Here is a 14,983-nt window from a genome sequence, read left to right on the forward strand (position 1 = left end):
GATCAGCGGGCGAGCGCCAGGGCCGGGGCGTCTGATGCATTCAGGAGGCGTTTGGAGGTGCCACCGAACAGGCGTTCGCCGATCCGGGAATGGCCGTAAGCGCCTGCCACCAGCATCGTGGCGCCGCTGCCTTTGGCAAGCGCCAGCAGGGCGGCGGAAACTTCGCCCTCGATGGGCGAAACGCTGGCCTTGATGCCTTTGCGTTTCAGCCAGTCTTCCAGCGAACCAGGCTCGATACCGGGCCGGGCGCCATCGCGCTCGGCGTCCTTGCGGTTCTGTGCGATGATCACTTCGCCGGCCGCTCTCAGCAGCGGCGTGTGAAAGCGCAGGGCGCGGGCCGCGCCATTGGAGCCGTCCCAACCGATGACGACCGGGCCGGGCTTGTAGAGTTCGGTTCCGCCAAGCACCAGCGGCAGGCGCGCGTCCATCATCACATAGTCGAACGCGATGGAGAGCGGTTCACCGCTCTTGGCGGCGGAGCGGGGAAAAATGATCGCATCGGCAAGCGTCGCCGCGCTGGCGGCAGAGGCTTCAGCCGTCGCCACCTGGTGCACGAAGGTGCAGTCCATGCCCGGCGCGGCGCCAACGCCTTCGCGGAAGGCTGCCTCGGCCTTCTCCAGCATCTCTTTCTGTAAATCCATGATGTTGGCGGCAGCGGCGGCAGTCAGGCCGGTGGATTCCGGCGTGGTGACGACCATGACAGCGGCTTGCGGATCGGGCAGGGCGCAAAGCCCGGTCAAATCGCGGCCCAGCATCTTTGCCATGGCAAGCGCTGAGCGGGTCGTTTCCACATCCGTTTCCGGTGTGCCCTGAAGCATTGCAACGACGGTCATGTAATCTCTCCTGCTGTGGTACCACCTCCGCAAGAAGTGATAACACGATCCTAGCAGCAGAGTCAGGCCCGAGGACTAAGTAAGCCTACTTAGACGTGCGGGCCTCAGCAATGCGTTGGCGCGCAATCCGATCGGCAACGCTATTGGTCGGCTGGTTGGTGGAGAGGGCTTCGTCGAGTACCTCGCCCAGCGTTTCAATCAGGTGGGTCAGTTTTCCGTCCACCCATTCGCGGGAATAGTTGCCGGAGATTTCCGCCGCCACATTGATGATACCGCCGCCATTGATCACATAGTCCGGCGCGTACAGCATGCCCTTGCGGCGCAGGAATTCGCCCATTTCCGGCACGATCAGCTGGTTGTTGGCGGCTCCGGCGACGCCTTTGACGCGCAGACGCTCCAGGGTCTTCTCATTGATAATGGCGCCGAGCGCGCAGGGTGAGAAAATGTCGGCTTCGACATCGTAGATTTCGTCGGGGGCGACGATCGTGGCGCCGGTCTTGGCGGAGATGTCTTTCAGGGCTTCCTGGTCGATGTCCGCGATCACCAGCTTGGCGCCTTCTCTGGCCAGATGCTCGCAGACATGTCCGCCAACCGAGCCAACACCCTGCACCGAGATGATCCGCCCGGAGAGGTCATCCGTGCCGAACAGGCGCTTGGCGACTTCCTTGATGCCGAGATAGACGCCCATGGCGGTGATCGGCGACGGGTCGCCGCTGGCGGCAGCGCCTTCATCGAGGCCGGCCACAAAGCGCGTTTCACGGCGCACGATTGCCATGTCGGCAGTGTCGATGCCGACATCTTCCGCCGTATAGTACGATCCGTTCAGGTTCTCCACAAAGCGGCCAAAGGCGCGGAACAGCGCTTCGGACTTGTCCTTGCGCGGGTCGCCCCAGATGACGGCCTTTCCGCCGCCGAGGGGCAGGTCGGCCATGGCGTTCTTGAAGCTCATGCCTTGCGACAGGCGCAGCGCATCGGTCAGCATCGCGTCGCCATTGGCGTAGTTCCACATCCGGCAGCCACCGGCGGCAGGGCCCCGTGCGGTGGAGTGAACCGCGATAATGCATTTCAGCCCGCTATCGGCATCGTGAAAGGCGTGCACGCCCTCATGGGCGTCGAAAGAAGCATGATCGAACATGGGAAACCGGTGATTGGTTGCAATTGAAACGATTGCCAGCGCTGTAGCCGGGCGGGCGTCGTAGCGTCAACTGGGCTCTGCCGTCCCATATTGACACCTTTTCAGGGTTTAAGGCCTAAGGTGCGCCCGAATGCAGTTGCGCCCTATCCTTCTCGCCCTTGGCATTATGACCGTCCTCCTTGCCGGGGCGATGATCCCGTGCGCGTTGCTGGACCTTGCCGATGGCAGTGAAGACGCACACGTTTTCTGGTTCTCGGCGTTCGTATCCGGGCTCGTGGGCGGTCTGGTTTGGGTGCTCGCGAGGGGCGGCGACAATCGCATTGGGCAGCGTGAAACATTCCTGCTCACGGTCTCTATCTGGGTTCTGGTTCCTGCCGTTGCGGCCATCCCCTTCATCGTTTCGGGGATTCCGGTGTCCGATGCCATGTTTGAAGCCGTTTCCGGCCTGACCACGACGGGCGCCACGGTCTTGTCCGGCCTGGACAACATGCCACGCGGCCTGCTGCTGTGGCGCGGCGTGCTGAACTGGATCGGCGGCATCGGCATTATCGTCACCGCGATCGCCATCCTGCCCCAGCTTCGCGTCGGCGGGATGCAGCTGTTCAGCATGGAAAGCTCGGACATATCCGGCAAGTTCCTGCCGCGCGTTACAGATATCGCTGCTTATCTGGGCCTGACCTATCTGATCATCTCGTCGGCCTGCGCCCTGTCCTACAGCCTCTCGGGCATGAACTGGTTCGATGCCATCGTTCACATGATGTCGACCGTATCTGCAGGCGGCTTTGCCAATTACGACGCCTCCTTCGGCCATGAAAATCTGCGTCAGGCGATGCCGGCGGCGATCTTCTTTATGATGGTGGCGGGCCTGCCATTCTCGCTGCTCGCAATGCTGATCCTGCAGGGGCGGATCAAGCCGATGCTGAAAGATCCCCAGCCCCGGCTCTATTTTATGCTGCTGTTCGGCTTTTCAGCCACGATCGTGGTCTGGCACGAGGCGGTGGTCGAGCCGCCGATCTTCAATCACATCTGGCACGGCGCCACGGAAACCTGGTTTAACATCGTCTCCGTGATGACCGGCACCGGTTATGCGTCTGCGCCGTATGACACTTGGGGCCAACCGGCGATCATCATCTTCCTGCTGGCCACCTTTATGGGCGGCTGTGCGGGCTCGGCCTCCTGCGGCATGAAGATGTTCCGGCTCGAGATCACGGCCAAAGCGCTGATCGCCTGGTCGCAGCGGATGGTGCAGCCACATCGCCGCACGCCGGTGCGCTATGCCGGCAAGCCGGTGGACGAAGAGACGCTGCAGTCGGTGATGGTGTTCATGTTCCTCTACCTCGTCACCTTCATGGTGGTCGCGGCGCTGCTCTCCTACAGCGGTTTGGATTCGCTCAGCGCCATTTCGGCTTCCGCGACCATGGTGTCGAATGTCGGCCCCGGCCTTGGCCCGGATGTTGGGCCGTCTTCGAACTTTGCTGCGCTGACTGATTTCGCCAAATGGGTTTGCACCGCCGCAATGTTGCTGGGGCGCCTTGAATTCGTGGCGGTGTTTGTGGTGCTGACTGGCCGGTTCTGGCGCGGCTAAGCGATCAGAGACCGGCAGCTTGCCAAAGCATGCGGGCCGAAACGACGGCCAGCAGAATACCGAACAGGCGCCGCAACCGGTCTGCATCCAGCCGGTGCGCCAGCGACGCGCCAACGGGCGCCATCAGCACGGTGAAGACAGAGATCAGCGCAAAGGCGGGCAGGTTGACGAACCCGGCTGAAAAGGGCGGCAAGCCCTCCCGTCCCCATCCGACGACAATCGCTGCAATCGCCCCCGGTAGTCCGATGGCAACGCCCCATCCCGCAGCGGTGGCGACCGCGCGGTGCATGGGCATGGCGCAAAGGGTCATCAACGTCACGCCGAGCGTTCCACCGCCAATCCCCATGATGGAGGAGAGCGCGCCGTTCACCGAACCGATGGCTGCCCGGACGATGCCTTTCGGCATTTCACTGGCGAGCGTCCAGGTGGGGCGGCCGAAATAGAACTGGGCGGCGAAAAGGATGAGGATGGTGCCGAAGATGCCGAGCATCACCTGTTTGGAGAAGTAGCCCGCCAACAGCATGCCAACAACCGCGCCCAAAACGATCCAGGGAGACCAGCCGCGGATGATCGCCCAATCTACGGCGCCGCGCTTGTTATGGGCGGCAACGCTGCGCATCGAGGTGAGGATGATCGTGGCCAGCGATGTGGACACAGCCACATGCATCGCTGTTTCCTCGTAGCCCATGGTGGAGAGCAGGAAGAACAGCGTCGGCACGATCACCACGCCGCCGCCGATGCCGAACAGCCCCGCGACGAGGCCAGCGAACAGGCCCGCTGCGGCGAGCGCCAAGAGCATGACTCCGTATGTGCTGAAGAATTCCATCATCTTCCAGCCCTTAGCCGTATGGGCCCCGGCTGTCGATTGAGCATGGCTGACGCGCCCCTGAAGGCCGCCTTCAGCCTTCTAGTGATGGTGGTGGGCTTCGGTGTTGAGACGGCCACACTTGCCACACTCCACCACGATGCCGTGCACGTCATGGTGGGCGACATTGACCAGCAGCTTGGTCTTGCAGGCGCCGCAACGATGGGTTTCGTCGCCGCCGCCTTCGCGGGCCGGGGTGCCAGCCGTGTGCTTGACGATTTCAGCGCCTTCAGCCTGCTGCGGGGTGAGGAGGATCATGTCAAATTGGGGCATGGCGGAGCCTTTCAGGAACGGAAACTGTCTGTTCCCATCCTCTCCACCAGCGGCGCGCCTTTTTCAATGCCTCAGCCACTGATCAGGAGACGCTTGATGGCTGCGCCGGGTACATCAGGCGTGGGAGCGCGGCAAAACGGTTGGCAACAGGGACATATCCGGCACGAGCGGCAACGTTACCAGACACCCGCATTCTTCAGGGCAGCATCCAGGTCTGCCGGAATGTCGACCGCCCCGGCGCCGGATTTGAGATCGCGGGGCGCCTCTTCCGGTTTCAGATAGCGCCAGCCCTGGAACGGGCGTTTGGCCTGCGCATAGGTGCGCACCAGTTCCGGATCAAACACCAGCTCGCAGAGGTCCTTACCCTCGTCATCCTGCACGGTGCGGATGTCGATGATGCGCTGGCGCACCCGGATGGCGCGCTTGATGACCCAGTAAATCGATCCGCCGTTCAGCATTTCTTCGGCGCGCTTGGGGGCCATGCGCGTGTGATGGACAGGCGCGGGCAGTGTCTTCATCAGCCGCTGCTGCCAGTCGGCCAGATCGTCGATGTCGTCCGCACCGACGCAAAGTTTGACCATGTGAATCGTCATACGCTGAAGCTAGCGCAGGGGCGACGCAAATCCAGCCTTCAGGCTCACATTGGTGCCGGCGGCATGCGCGTCCCGGTAAGCTGCTTCGGCCTCGGCGCTGGCGAAGAAGAACTGCACATCGGTCACCTCGGCCTCATAGCGGCGGGTGATGCGCCTGAAGGCGGCGCGCGCTTCCAGATCAATGGTGAAACCGGAGACATAGGAGAAGCCCCAGCGCGGCTCGGTGCTGAGAATATAGGATTGGTTGTACTTGGTGAGCTTGCCGCCGGACGGGCCGCTCACGGCCTTGGGCAGCGAATAGTCTATCTGCAGGAACCGCTCGCCCACCGGATCGAGCCAGGCGGTGGCTTGCAGGCGCTCTGCGGCCCACCGGTCGAACTCATTGTCATTGTAATTGGGATGGTGGCGGAAGCCGACGCGCCAGGCATGGCCAGTGGTATCCACCTGCACCGTCTGGCCGAGGCAGGCGCGCAGATCGTCCGGGAACAGCCGGCCATCGGGCGCTGCTTCGCTGGCCCAGTTGGCGGCGACGGCATCTAGTTCCTCGTCCCGCCCCTGACGGGAGACGAGCTGCCAGCGTTCGGCTTTCGGCAGGCGCGGATCGAAGGAATAGATCTGGCGGGCAGATTGGGAACGAAGTTCAACCGTGAAGGCGGCCCGGAAGGTTTCCGGCGCCTCGGTCGCTTCAAGCGCCGCATCCATGGGGCCTGTGCCTGTCGTCATGGTCAGGGACACAAGAATAACGTGCAGCAACATAACTCTACCCATCGCCTAAGGCGCCAACTTTTCAGGGCCTATTACGGCAGGATCACGGCAGGGAATGCCCTGCCGTGATAATTCAGCCATATTCAGCGTCCTGATGCCTCTACCTTGCCCGTTGAACATTTACGGGAGTTGAACAGAAGGCAACGCCGCTGGATTTAGCGGCGGTAGGCGAACGGTTTGTCGCTATGGTCGAGGTCCATATAGCGGTCGCGCAGCTTGGTCTGGCGCGACTCCATAGGTTCGCTCACCCCGTCGATGAACACAGCGATGGGCGCCGAGGTCACTTCCAGGGGATCACCATCCCACGCCACCACATCGGCCCGCGCGCCGGGCGCGAGAGCTCCGAGTCCGGACATGCCGAAGATTTCGGCAGGCGCGGTCGTCAGGGCCTTCATCGCGTCATCAAAGGGCAGCCCATTGGCGACCGCATTGCCGGCAACCTGCGCGGCAAGGCGGGCCTGATGGCTGGAATCGTTGAGGTTCACGATGGCAACCGTCACGCCCGCTTCCGACAGGCGTGCCGCGTTTTCGCTGGTGGCGGCAAGCTGGGAGAAGCTGGAGGGCAGGTTCGAGAAGGCGTCGACGATCACGGGGATCTTCATTGCCGCCAGCCGGTCTGCTACGCGCCAGCCTTCATCGGCCCCAAGGATGGCGATCTTCAGCATCGGGTTTTCCTGCTTGAAGTCCATGATGGCTTCCAGGTCGCTTGCCCGGCTGGCTTCGATCAGCATCAGCTGCTCGCCGCGCACGGCTGGCATGAAGGCCTGCGCGTCCATACGGGTGAGCACGTTGCCGTCATTATGGGTCATGTAGCGGGCAGTGAAGAAGCGCACATCGTCGAAGGCGCCACGCAGCACGGTCCAGGCCGCCGGGCGCGAGCCACCCGACAGCGAGGCGCCGCGCTCGCCAAGCACCAGATAGGCAAAGGCGCGCTCCTTGAAGATGGAACCGGGCAGGCCGCTGGTATCGGCCAGGAAACCCTGCCCGCCGAACAGCTTGGCCCGCGCGTCCGGCGCGACGGCAATGCGGGTGAAGCCCTCAAGCCGGGTAACGGCGATCGGGGTTGCATCCGGATTGAACCCGTCGGCGGCGTTCAGCGCCGCGGAGAATGGCGAGCCGCCTGCGCCGGTATCATTGGCGGACTTCTCACCGGGGACTTCAGTGATGCCCGTGCGGGAGAACGCGGAGATGAGGCCGGGCGTGACCCACTTTGCCTTCACCTGTGGCATTCCGGCTGGGGCTGCCCCCGTGCCGACCGAGACGATGTGGCCATCTTCGACAACCACAACGCCATTGGTGAGCGTGCCTTGCGCCGTACCGGTCCAGACCTTTTCGCCAATGATGGCGACAGGCTGGGCGGTGGCAATGGCCGACAGGCCGAGCGCAGCGAGACCGAGAATCAGGGAACGGATCATTTATGGTCTCCTTCGCCGGGCTGGCCGAGTTCAAAGTCCATGACCGGCTGATAGGCCGGGTCGTTGAGGTCGTACATCAGGGCGCCATCGATGAAGACCTTTTCGGCCTTGGCGTAGACGCTGAACGGGTTGGCAGACCAGATGACCACATCGGCCATCTTGCCGGGCTCCAGGCTGCCGGTCTTGCTGTCGATGCCGAGCGATTTGGCAGGGTTCAGCGAGAGCCATTCCCACGCTACCTCGATGGGTATGTCGATGCCTGCCCGCTTGCCATCGGCCCAGGCCTTGGCCGCTTCCTGGTTCAGGCGCTGGATGCCGATGTCGCTGTCTGAATGGACGATGGCGCAGGCGCCGGCATTGTGAACCATGGGGATGTTTTCGCGGATGCCGTCATAGGCTTCCATCTTGAAGCCCCACCAGTCGGCCCACATCGAGGAGCAGGTGCCGTACTCTTCCAGCTTGTCGGCGATCTTGTAGGCTTCGACTGCGTGGTGGAAGGAGGCGACCTTGTAGCCAAACTCTTCTGACAGATCGAGGATGATGGCCATCTCGTCTGCGCGGTAGCAGTGCATGTGGACGAGGATGTCGCCCGAGAGCGCGCCGGCTAGGGTTTCGAGTTCTAGATTGCGGGCAGGCTCGGTGCCGCCATTGGCAGCGAAGTCGTCCCATTTTTTCTTGTAGTCGCGCGCCTCGATCCAGGCGGTGCGGTAGCCCGCGACATTGCCCATACGCGAGAATGGCGCGCCGCCGGGGAAGCCGCGACCATAGCCGTAGACCCGCTTGGGGTTTTCGCCGCAGGCCATTTTCAGCGTGTGGGGCGCGCCGGGGAATTTCATTTCCTGCACGCTCCGTGCGGGAACGTTTTTCAGCACGACGCCGCGTCCGCCAAAGAGGTTTGCGCTGCCCGGCAGGATCTGAAGTGAGGTGATGCCGCCCGCCAGGGCGCGGGTGAAGCCGGGGTCCTGTGGCCAGACGGAATGTTCCACCCAGACTTCTGCCGTGACCGGTGCGGAAATCTCGTTGCCGTCGCTATGGGCTTCCACGCCCGGCGAGGGATAGGCGCCAAGATGGCTGTGATTGTCGATGATGCCGGGGGTGACCCATTTGCCCGCCGCGTCGATCGTGGCGGCGCCTTCCGGGGCCGTGATGTCGGCGCCGATGGCGGCGATCTTGCCATCCTGGATCAGGACGCGGCCATTCTCGATCAGCGCGCCTTTGCCATCCAGCACGGTGGCGCCTGTGATGAGGGTGGTTTCCGAAGGATAAGCCGCGTAGGTGGAGGGGAAAGGATCAAAGACGCCCGGAGAGGCCTCATCCTTCTTTCCGCCGCCCGAGCCTCCGCACGCGCTGATGGCCAGGCAGAGGCAAAGCCCTGCGCTTCCTAAAAGCTTTTTCATGTATGCCCCGCAGGTCAGCTGTCGTTTGCGCCATCAGGGCAAAGTTTGCTGTGGCATGCAAGTGCGGAGGAAGGGCTTTCGCCGGGGCGCGGCTTATTCCGGCACGCTCTGTGCGGGCGCGCGTTTCTCGCGGCCGAACACGCTGCGGATCAGCCAGCCGGGCGCCAGGCGCTCAAGGCGCGGATAGCGGGTCATCATGCCCTCCATCCAGCGGCGGCCCCAGACTGCGTTGCGGCCCAGCAGGACCACGCCCACAATCGCCATCGGCAGACCGATTGGGATGAACGGCGTCGCAACACCCACCGGGATCGCCAATGCGATCAGGCCCAGCCCGGTAACCGCAAGCGTCTGGCGCGCAGCGACATTCACGCCGTTGCGCAGGACGTGAATCGGCTTGGGCGGCGCGTAGACCGGGATGGTTTCATTCAGAACGGTGGTGGTTTCTTGCGACATGGTGAGCAATATGGGGCTAGTGTTGATACTTACCAGAGTAACGCGCCAGATGTGTCGAAAGTCTGGCGACGGCGTGACCCGATTGCTACACAGCCTTAAAAATCCGTCAGATACTCTCCTTAGAAACGATCGGAAGGCCGGCCAGACCCAACTATGAAGCTTCCTTCCATCCAGCTTCTGAGAAGTCTCGCGGCGCTATTGGTGGCAATCGTCCATGGCGCCGGCTTCGAACGGACCATCCTTCAGGAGAACGGGTCTGTCGAAGCGCCACTCGTCAGCGGCCTGTTCCTGAACGGGTATGCCGGGGTTGACCTGTTCTTCGTGATTTCCGGCTTCATCATGGTCTGGGTGACGCGCAACCAGCGGCATGGCCCGGTCGCCGGAATTGAATTCCTCTTTGCCCGAACGACCCGGGTCTATCCGGTGTGGTGGTTTGCAGCCGGGCTCATGACCTTCTACGCGCTGGGCCTGCAAAATTCGATGTTTGCCACGATCGGGCAGGTAACGGATGCCGCGCCAACCTATTCGGGGGAATACATCCTGCGTTCCTTCCTGCTGCTGCCGCAGGCCGACTATCCGATCCTCGCGGTCGGTTGGACGCTGATCCATGAAGTTTACTTCTATGTGGTGTTTGCGTTGCTGATCCTGGCGCCGCGGGCCTTCCTGCCGATCGGCCTGCTGGTGTGGGGCGGGCTGGTTGTGGCGGCTTCATTCCTGATGCCGTTGCCTGCGACAGCGACGAACTTCCTGACGCTTGTCGTCCACCCGATGACTATGGAGTTCATCTTCGGCGCGGTTATCGGTCAGATGGTGATCTCAGGTGTCAGCTGGCGTACTGGAACGATCACCGTGATTGCCGCAATCTGGCTGACGGCGGCGCTCTGCCTGCAGGGGGTGGCCGATGCGTTCACGCTGAAATGGGGGCGGGTGCTGTTGTTCGGCTTCCCATGTGCAGCGCTGATTTATGGTGTGGCGACGCTAGACATACAGGGGCGGACTGTATGGTTGCTGCCGGCGTTCGTCGGCGCGCTGGTTACAGGCATGCTCTTCCAGCTCTATCCGACCAGCCTTGACGCGCCCTATGCCGTGCGGGCCGAAGCGCTGATACTTCCGGTGATCGTTGGCGGTGGAGCGGCGTTGATGGTGGTCTGGGCCGGGTGGCTCGGCGGGCAGAAGCTTCCGGGGGCGACGCTTCGTCTGGGGCTTGCCTTGCGCAGCCTGCATGAAGCTGTGGCCCGTTCCGGGGACTGGTCCTACTCGCTTTACCTGACCCACCTCTTCTCATTCGGATTGGTGAAGTGGGGCTTTGGCTGGCTGGGCCAGCATGACGCGCTTGCGCCCTTTTTCCGCATCGGGCAGCCCGGCATCTGGGACAATCTGCTCTTTATTGCGTGCGGGCTGATCGCTTCTCTGATCGGCGCATATATCACCTACCACCTGATCGAGCGGCCAGCACTGGCCGCCGCGACAATGGTCCGCCGGGCGCTGTTCTCGAAGGGAAGCAGCGCCCGGGGGTATTGAGGGGCCGGCAGCTTATTCGGCAGCGATCATGTCAGACGAAGGCGCGGTCCATTTGAGGACCGGCTTGCGGGCCGCGCGGGTTTCGTCGAGGCGGCGCATCGGGGCGAGGTAAGGCGCGCCTTTCAGCGTGTCGTCGCCTTGCGCGGCGCGGCGGGCGATGGATTCCAGCGCGTCGCAGAAGCGGTCGAGTTCGGCTTTCGACTCCGTCTCCGTCGGCTCGATCAGCATCGCGCCATGGACCACCAGCGGGAAATACATCGTCATCGGATGGTAGCCCTCATCGATGAGGGCCTTGGCGATGTCGATGGTTTCGATGCCGTCTGCAGTGAAGGCGTCGGAGAACAGCGCTTCGTGCATGCAGTAGCCGTCGAAAGCGGGGCTCATCACGCCTTTCAGGCGGGACTGGATGTAGTTGGCGTTCAGCACGGCGTCTTCAGCCGCCTGTTTCAGCCCGTCGGCGCCGTGGCTCAGCATGTAGGCAAGGGCGCGCACGAACATGCCCATCTGGCCATGGAAGGCGACCATGCGGCCGAAGGTGGCTTCGGCTTCGCCTTCGGCATGTTCGGTGAGGCGGAAGATGCCGTCATCATCCTTCGTGACGAAGGGCACAGGCGCAAACGGCGCGAGCGCATCCGACAGCACCGTGGGGCCGGAGCCCGGCCCGCCGCCGCCATGGGGCGTGGAGAAGGTCTTGTGCAGGTTGATGTGCATCGCATCGACGCCAAGGTCTCCGGGGCGAACGCGCCCGACGATGGCGTTGAAGTTTGCCCCGTCGCAATAGAAATAGCCGCCCGCGGCGTGGATCAGTTCGGCAATCTCGCGGATGTCGGTTTCAAACAGGCCACAGGTGTTCGGGTTGGTCAGCATGATGCCGGCGACATCATCGGACTTCTCAAGTTTGGACTTGAGGTCTGCCATGTCCACGCGGCCACGCTTGTTGGCCTTGATCTCATCCACGATGAAGCCGCATTGAGCCGCCGTGGCCGGGTTTGTTCCGTGGGCGGATTCCGGCACCAGCATGCGCTTGCGCACCTCGCCCTCGCCGCGCGCGATCAGCGCCTGGCGGATGGCCAGCAGGCCGCACAGCTCGCCATGGGCGCCGGCTTTCGGGCTCATGGCCACGGCGGGCATGTTGGTCAGCGTTTTCAGCCAGGTGGCCAGCTCGTCGATCAGCTCCAGCGCGCCCTGCACGGTGGCTTGCGGCTGCAGCGGGTGAATGTCGGCAAAGCCGGGCAGGCGCGCCATCTTCTCGTTGAGGCGCGGATTGTGCTTCATCGTGCAGCTGCCCAGCGGGAAGAGGCCAAGGTCAATGGCATAGTTCTTCTGGGAGAGGCGCATGTAATGGCGCACGGCCTGCGGCTCTGAGAGGCCGGGCAGGCCGGTGTCCACCTTGCGGGCCACGCCGCCGAGGCGGGATTTCAGGCCCTTGGGTTTGGGTAGGTCCACGCCAGTCGTTTCCGGCGTGCCGATCTCGAACAGAAGATCTTCATGCTGAAGAAGCCCGCGCGAACCGGAGACGGTCTCGATGGCGGCAGCAGAGACGGAAACGGGCGCGGTGGGGCGGCCTTGGGAATTCATGGTCATGTCGGTGTCACCTCAGCTGATACGGTGAAAGGGCAATCGGGATAAAGCGGGGCGAGGAAGGGCCAGATGGCTTCCTCATAGAGGCCGTCGCGCACAAGCGTGTTGTGGTCGGAGCCTTCGAACCGTTTGTAGGTCTTGGGTTCATTTGCCTTGTCGAACAGGCGTTGCGACTGGCTGATCGGAATGAGGCGATCTGCATCGCCATGAGCAATCAGCAGGGGCGCCTTCACTTTGTTGATGTCGAGATCGCTGCGAAAGGGATGGCGCAGCAGGGCGCCGATGGGCAGTCCGCCAGCCTTCTTGCTCAGCAGATCACGGACGGAATAATAAGGCGCCTCCAGAATTACCGCGCCCGGATTGGATTCCGCAGCCAGGCGGACGGCCGGTCCGCTGCCAATGGAAAACCCTTCGACGACAATATCCGAGGGGTGATAGCCATGCGCCATGAGCCATTGCCACGCGGCACTGGCGTCGAGATGAAAGCCAGCTTCCGAGGGCTTTCCGCTGGAGCCGGAATAGCCGCGCCACGCAAGGGCGAGCATTCCGGCGCCATTGGCATGGATGCGCTGGTAACGCCATTTGTCCATGTGCAACTCGCCCGCATTTCCATGCAGGAACAAAAGCACCGGGCAGCCTTCTGCGGGGGGCGTGTACCATGCCACCAGATTCTCCCCGTCGCCTGACGGGAATTCCACCTCTTCGATATACTCTGCCTCAGGAGCAACACGCACATCATTCGGGTGGAACAGGAGGGATTCCTGCCCGGTAAGGAGCGCGCAAGCCCCCATCAGAGGGATTGCCAGGGCAACCATGATAAGGGTGCGCAGAAGATTGTTCACACAATCTCCTTCAGAGCGTCGGCATAGGCGGCAATGTCGTCTGCCGTGGTGCATTCGGTGGCGGCGACGAGGATGACATCGCCCAGATGGTCGCCGGGGAAGAGGCGCGAGGCGCGCACGCCGCCGACCACGCCGCGTTCGTCCAGCATGGCGAGGACCGCTTCAGCGTCCATCGGTGTGCGGATGGCGAATTCATTGAAGAAGCGCGGGGTGAGCACGTCCACGCCCTTCACGGCGCCAAGGGCGTCGGCCAGCTCGATGGCCGCTTCATGGTTGAGCTCTGCCAGTTGTTTCAGGCCCTTGCCGCCCAGCAGCGTCATGTGAGACGTGAAGGCGAGGGCGCAGAGGCCGGAATTCGTGCAGATGTTCGAGGTCGCCTTGTCGCGGCGGATATGCTGCTCGCGGGTCGAGAGCGTCAGCACGAAGCCGCGCTTGCCGTCTGCGTCCACCGTTTCGCCGCAAAGGCGGCCCGGCATCTGGCGCACCAGCTTGTCCTTGCAGGCGAAGAGGCCGACATACGGCCCGCCGAAATTCAGGCCGTTGCCGATGGACTGGCCTTCGCCGGCGGCGATGTCTGCGCCCATTTCGCCGGGCGGCGTGACGAGGCCGAGGCTGACCGCTTCAGTAAACACAGAGACGAGCAGCGCGCCCTTGCCGTGGGCGGCATCGGCCACGCCGGAAAGGTCGGTCACCGTGCCGAACACGTTCGGGCTCTGGCCGATGACGCAGGCGGTTTCTCCGTCCACGGCCTTTGCCAGCTCATTCTCTCCATCAATCGTGACGTCGAGCTGGACCACTTCGAGGCCCTGCGCTTCGCAGAGGAGGCGCGTTGCAGCGGCATAGTGCGGGTGCAGGCCGCCGGAGAGGATGATCTTCTTCCGCTTGGTGACGCGCGCGGCCATCACGGCGGCTTCGGCGCAGGCGGTCGAGCCGTCATACATCGAGGCGTTGGCGACATCCATGGCGGTCAGCGCGGCAACCTGCGTCTGGAATTCGAACAGGGTCTGCAGCGTGCCCTGCGCGATTTCCGGCTGGTAGGGCGTGTAGGTCGTCAGGAATTCGGAGCGCTGGATGATCATGTCCACGCTGGCGGGCACATGATGCTTGTAGGCGCCTGCGCCGACGAAGAACGGGCCGGAGGAGGCCGACCGGTTCTTCGCGGCGAGTTTCGTCAGGTGCCGCTCGACAGCCAATTCGCCCTGATGGTCGGGCAGGCCGGGAACCTTGCCTTTCAGGCGGGCGGCTTCGGGCACGTCCGTATAGAAATCATCGACGGATTTTGCGCCGATGGTCGCCAGCATGTTGGCGCGGTCCTCAGGGGTGAGCGGCAGGTAACGCATGGGATCAGAGACCTTCGCAGTAAGCGGTGTAGGCGGCCTCATCCATGAGGCCTTCGAGTTCGCCGGTGTTGGCAATCTTGATGCGGACGAACCAGGCGTCGCCCTCGGCGGCCTCGTTCACCGATTCCGGGGCATCGGCGAGGCCGGTATTGGATTCGACAACCGAACCGGAGATTGGCGCGTAAACATCGGAGGCGGCCTTCACGCTCTCGACCACGGCAAAGCCGTCGCCCTTGGCGAGGCTCGCGCCCGCTTCCGGAAGCTCGACATAGACAACATCGCCAAGCTGGCCGGCGGCATAGGCCGTGATGCCAACGGTGCCGGTGTCGCCTTCGACGCGGATCCATTCATGATCTTTTGTGTAGTAGGTGGTCATGTGCGTGCC

At 63.1% G+C, this 14,983-nt stretch carries 15 protein-coding genes; 2 read left to right on the plus strand and 13 right to left on the minus strand.

The window, feature by feature from the left end; all coding sequences use genetic code 11:
* Positions 1-2: 2 nt before the first annotated feature.
* Entirely contained in the window at positions 3-833 is an 831-nt protein-coding gene (locus K1X12_RS07975) for a universal stress protein (protein ID WP_220987080.1), read from the minus strand.
* A gap of 85 nt (positions 834-918) precedes the next feature.
* On the minus strand, positions 919-1,968 hold the full coding sequence (locus tag K1X12_RS07980; protein WP_220987081.1) for a Glu/Leu/Phe/Val family dehydrogenase: 1,050 nt from the start codon (positions 1,966-1,968) through the stop codon (positions 919-921).
* 130 nt (positions 1,969-2,098) lie between these two features.
* Between K1X12_RS07980 and K1X12_RS07985 the strand changes: the two genes are divergently transcribed.
* A complete protein-coding gene (locus tag K1X12_RS07985; protein ID WP_220987082.1) occupies positions 2,099-3,553 on the plus strand; it encodes a TrkH family potassium uptake protein in 1,455 nt (484 codons plus the stop codon).
* Between the two features lie 4 nt (positions 3,554-3,557).
* Here the strand turns inward: K1X12_RS07985 and K1X12_RS07990 are convergent, their stop codons facing one another.
* The 7 genes from K1X12_RS07990 to K1X12_RS08020 all read right to left on the minus strand — a co-directional run bounded on the left by K1X12_RS07990 (position 3,558) and on the right by K1X12_RS08020 (position 9,314).
* Positions 3,558-4,352: a sulfite exporter TauE/SafE family protein gene (locus tag K1X12_RS07990; protein ID WP_220988831.1), complete on the minus strand. Its 795-nt coding sequence runs from the start codon at positions 4,350-4,352 to the stop codon at positions 3,558-3,560.
* A gap of 108 nt (positions 4,353-4,460) precedes the next feature.
* Positions 4,461-4,691: a hypothetical protein gene (locus K1X12_RS07995; RefSeq protein WP_220987083.1), complete on the minus strand. Its 231-nt coding sequence runs from the start codon at positions 4,689-4,691 to the stop codon at positions 4,461-4,463.
* Positions 4,692-4,867: 176 nt separating this feature from the next.
* On the minus strand, positions 4,868-5,284 hold the full coding sequence (locus K1X12_RS08000) for a DUF1489 family protein (protein WP_220987084.1): 417 nt from the start codon (positions 5,282-5,284) through the stop codon (positions 4,868-4,870).
* A 9-nt stretch (positions 5,285-5,293) separates the two neighbouring features.
* The gene (locus K1X12_RS08005; RefSeq protein ID WP_220987085.1) at positions 5,294-6,040 is read right to left on the minus strand and encodes a hypothetical protein; all 747 of its coding nucleotides are present in this window, start codon (positions 6,038-6,040) and stop codon (positions 5,294-5,296) included.
* Between the two features lie 164 nt (positions 6,041-6,204).
* A complete protein-coding gene (locus K1X12_RS08010; protein WP_220987086.1) occupies positions 6,205-7,464 on the minus strand; it encodes an amidohydrolase family protein in 1,260 nt (419 codons plus the stop codon).
* Entirely contained in the window at positions 7,461-8,861 is a 1,401-nt protein-coding gene (locus K1X12_RS08015; protein WP_220987087.1) for an amidohydrolase, read from the minus strand. Before K1X12_RS08015 ends, K1X12_RS08010 begins: the two co-directional genes overlap by 4 nt.
* Positions 8,862-8,954: 93 nt before the next feature.
* Complete coding sequence (locus tag K1X12_RS08020) at positions 8,955-9,314, minus strand: hypothetical protein (protein WP_225907916.1); 360 nt, start codon at positions 9,312-9,314, stop codon at positions 8,955-8,957.
* A gap of 153 nt (positions 9,315-9,467) precedes the next feature.
* Here K1X12_RS08020 and K1X12_RS08025 point away from each other — a divergent pair, with 153 nt between their 5' ends.
* Positions 9,468-10,835 (plus strand): acyltransferase family protein, encoded by a 1,368-nt coding sequence (locus K1X12_RS08025; protein WP_220987088.1) that lies wholly within the window; start codon positions 9,468-9,470, stop codon positions 10,833-10,835.
* Between the two features lie 12 nt (positions 10,836-10,847).
* Here the strand turns inward: K1X12_RS08025 and gcvPB are convergent, their stop codons facing one another.
* From gcvPB to gcvH, 4 genes are read right to left on the minus strand one after another with little or no spacing between them, the layout of a single operon-like run.
* Entirely contained in the window at positions 10,848-12,419 is a 1,572-nt protein-coding gene (gene gcvPB / locus K1X12_RS08030) for an aminomethyl-transferring glycine dehydrogenase subunit GcvPB (RefSeq protein ID WP_225907917.1), read from the minus strand.
* On the minus strand, positions 12,416-13,258 hold the full coding sequence (locus K1X12_RS08035; protein WP_220987089.1) for an alpha/beta hydrolase: 843 nt from the start codon (positions 13,256-13,258) through the stop codon (positions 12,416-12,418). Before K1X12_RS08035 ends, gcvPB begins: the two co-directional genes overlap by 4 nt.
* The gene (gene gcvPA, locus K1X12_RS08040; protein WP_220987090.1) at positions 13,255-14,598 is read right to left on the minus strand and encodes an aminomethyl-transferring glycine dehydrogenase subunit GcvPA; all 1,344 of its coding nucleotides are present in this window, start codon (positions 14,596-14,598) and stop codon (positions 13,255-13,257) included. The genes K1X12_RS08035 and gcvPA overlap by 4 nt, the downstream gene beginning before the upstream one ends.
* A gap of 4 nt (positions 14,599-14,602) precedes the next feature.
* On the minus strand, positions 14,603-14,974 hold the full coding sequence (gcvH, locus tag K1X12_RS08045) for a glycine cleavage system protein GcvH (RefSeq protein WP_220987091.1): 372 nt from the start codon (positions 14,972-14,974) through the stop codon (positions 14,603-14,605).
* Positions 14,975-14,983 lie beyond the last annotated feature (9 nt).

This window comes from Hyphomonas sediminis, from assembly GCF_019679475.1.
GTDB lineage: Bacteria > Pseudomonadota > Alphaproteobacteria > Caulobacterales > Hyphomonadaceae > Hyphomonas > Hyphomonas sediminis.

Bases quoted from the DNA above. Each gene is read 5' to 3' on its own strand.
- K1X12_RS07975 (WP_220987080.1), bottom strand. From the start codon at position 833: ATGACCGTCGTTGCAATGCTTCAGGGCACACCGGAAACGGATGTGGAA.
- K1X12_RS07980 (WP_220987081.1), bottom strand. From the start codon at position 1,968: ATGTTCGATCATGCTTCTTTCGACGCCCATGAGGGCGTGCACGCCTTT.
- gcvPA (WP_220987090.1), bottom strand. From the start codon at position 14,598: ATGCGTTACCTGCCGCTCACCCCTGAGGACCGCGCCAACATGCTGGCG.
- gcvPB (WP_225907917.1), bottom strand. From the start codon at position 12,419: ATGACCATGAATTCCCAAGGCCGCCCCACCGCGCCCGTTTCCGTCTCT.
- K1X12_RS08020 (WP_225907916.1), bottom strand. From the start codon at position 9,314: ATGTCGCAAGAAACCACCACCGTTCTGAATGAAACCATCCCGGTCTAC.
- gcvH (WP_220987091.1), bottom strand. From the start codon at position 14,974: ATGACCACCTACTACACAAAAGATCATGAATGGATCCGCGTCGAAGGC.
- K1X12_RS08000 (WP_220987084.1), bottom strand. From the start codon at position 5,284: ATGACGATTCACATGGTCAAACTTTGCGTCGGTGCGGACGACATCGAC.
- K1X12_RS07995 (WP_220987083.1), bottom strand. From the start codon at position 4,691: ATGCCCCAATTTGACATGATCCTCCTCACCCCGCAGCAGGCTGAAGGC.
- K1X12_RS07985 (WP_220987082.1), top strand. From the start codon at position 2,099: ATGCAGTTGCGCCCTATCCTTCTCGCCCTTGGCATTATGACCGTCCTC.
- K1X12_RS08010 (WP_220987086.1), bottom strand. From the start codon at position 7,464: ATGATCCGTTCCCTGATTCTCGGTCTCGCTGCGCTCGGCCTGTCGGCC.
- K1X12_RS07990 (WP_220988831.1), bottom strand. From the start codon at position 4,352: ATGCTCTTGGCGCTCGCCGCAGCGGGCCTGTTCGCTGGCCTCGTCGCG.
- K1X12_RS08015 (WP_220987087.1), bottom strand. From the start codon at position 8,861: ATGAAAAAGCTTTTAGGAAGCGCAGGGCTTTGCCTCTGCCTGGCCATC.
- K1X12_RS08025 (WP_220987088.1), top strand. From the start codon at position 9,468: ATGAAGCTTCCTTCCATCCAGCTTCTGAGAAGTCTCGCGGCGCTATTG.
- K1X12_RS08005 (WP_220987085.1), bottom strand. From the start codon at position 6,040: ATGTTGCTGCACGTTATTCTTGTGTCCCTGACCATGACGACAGGCACA.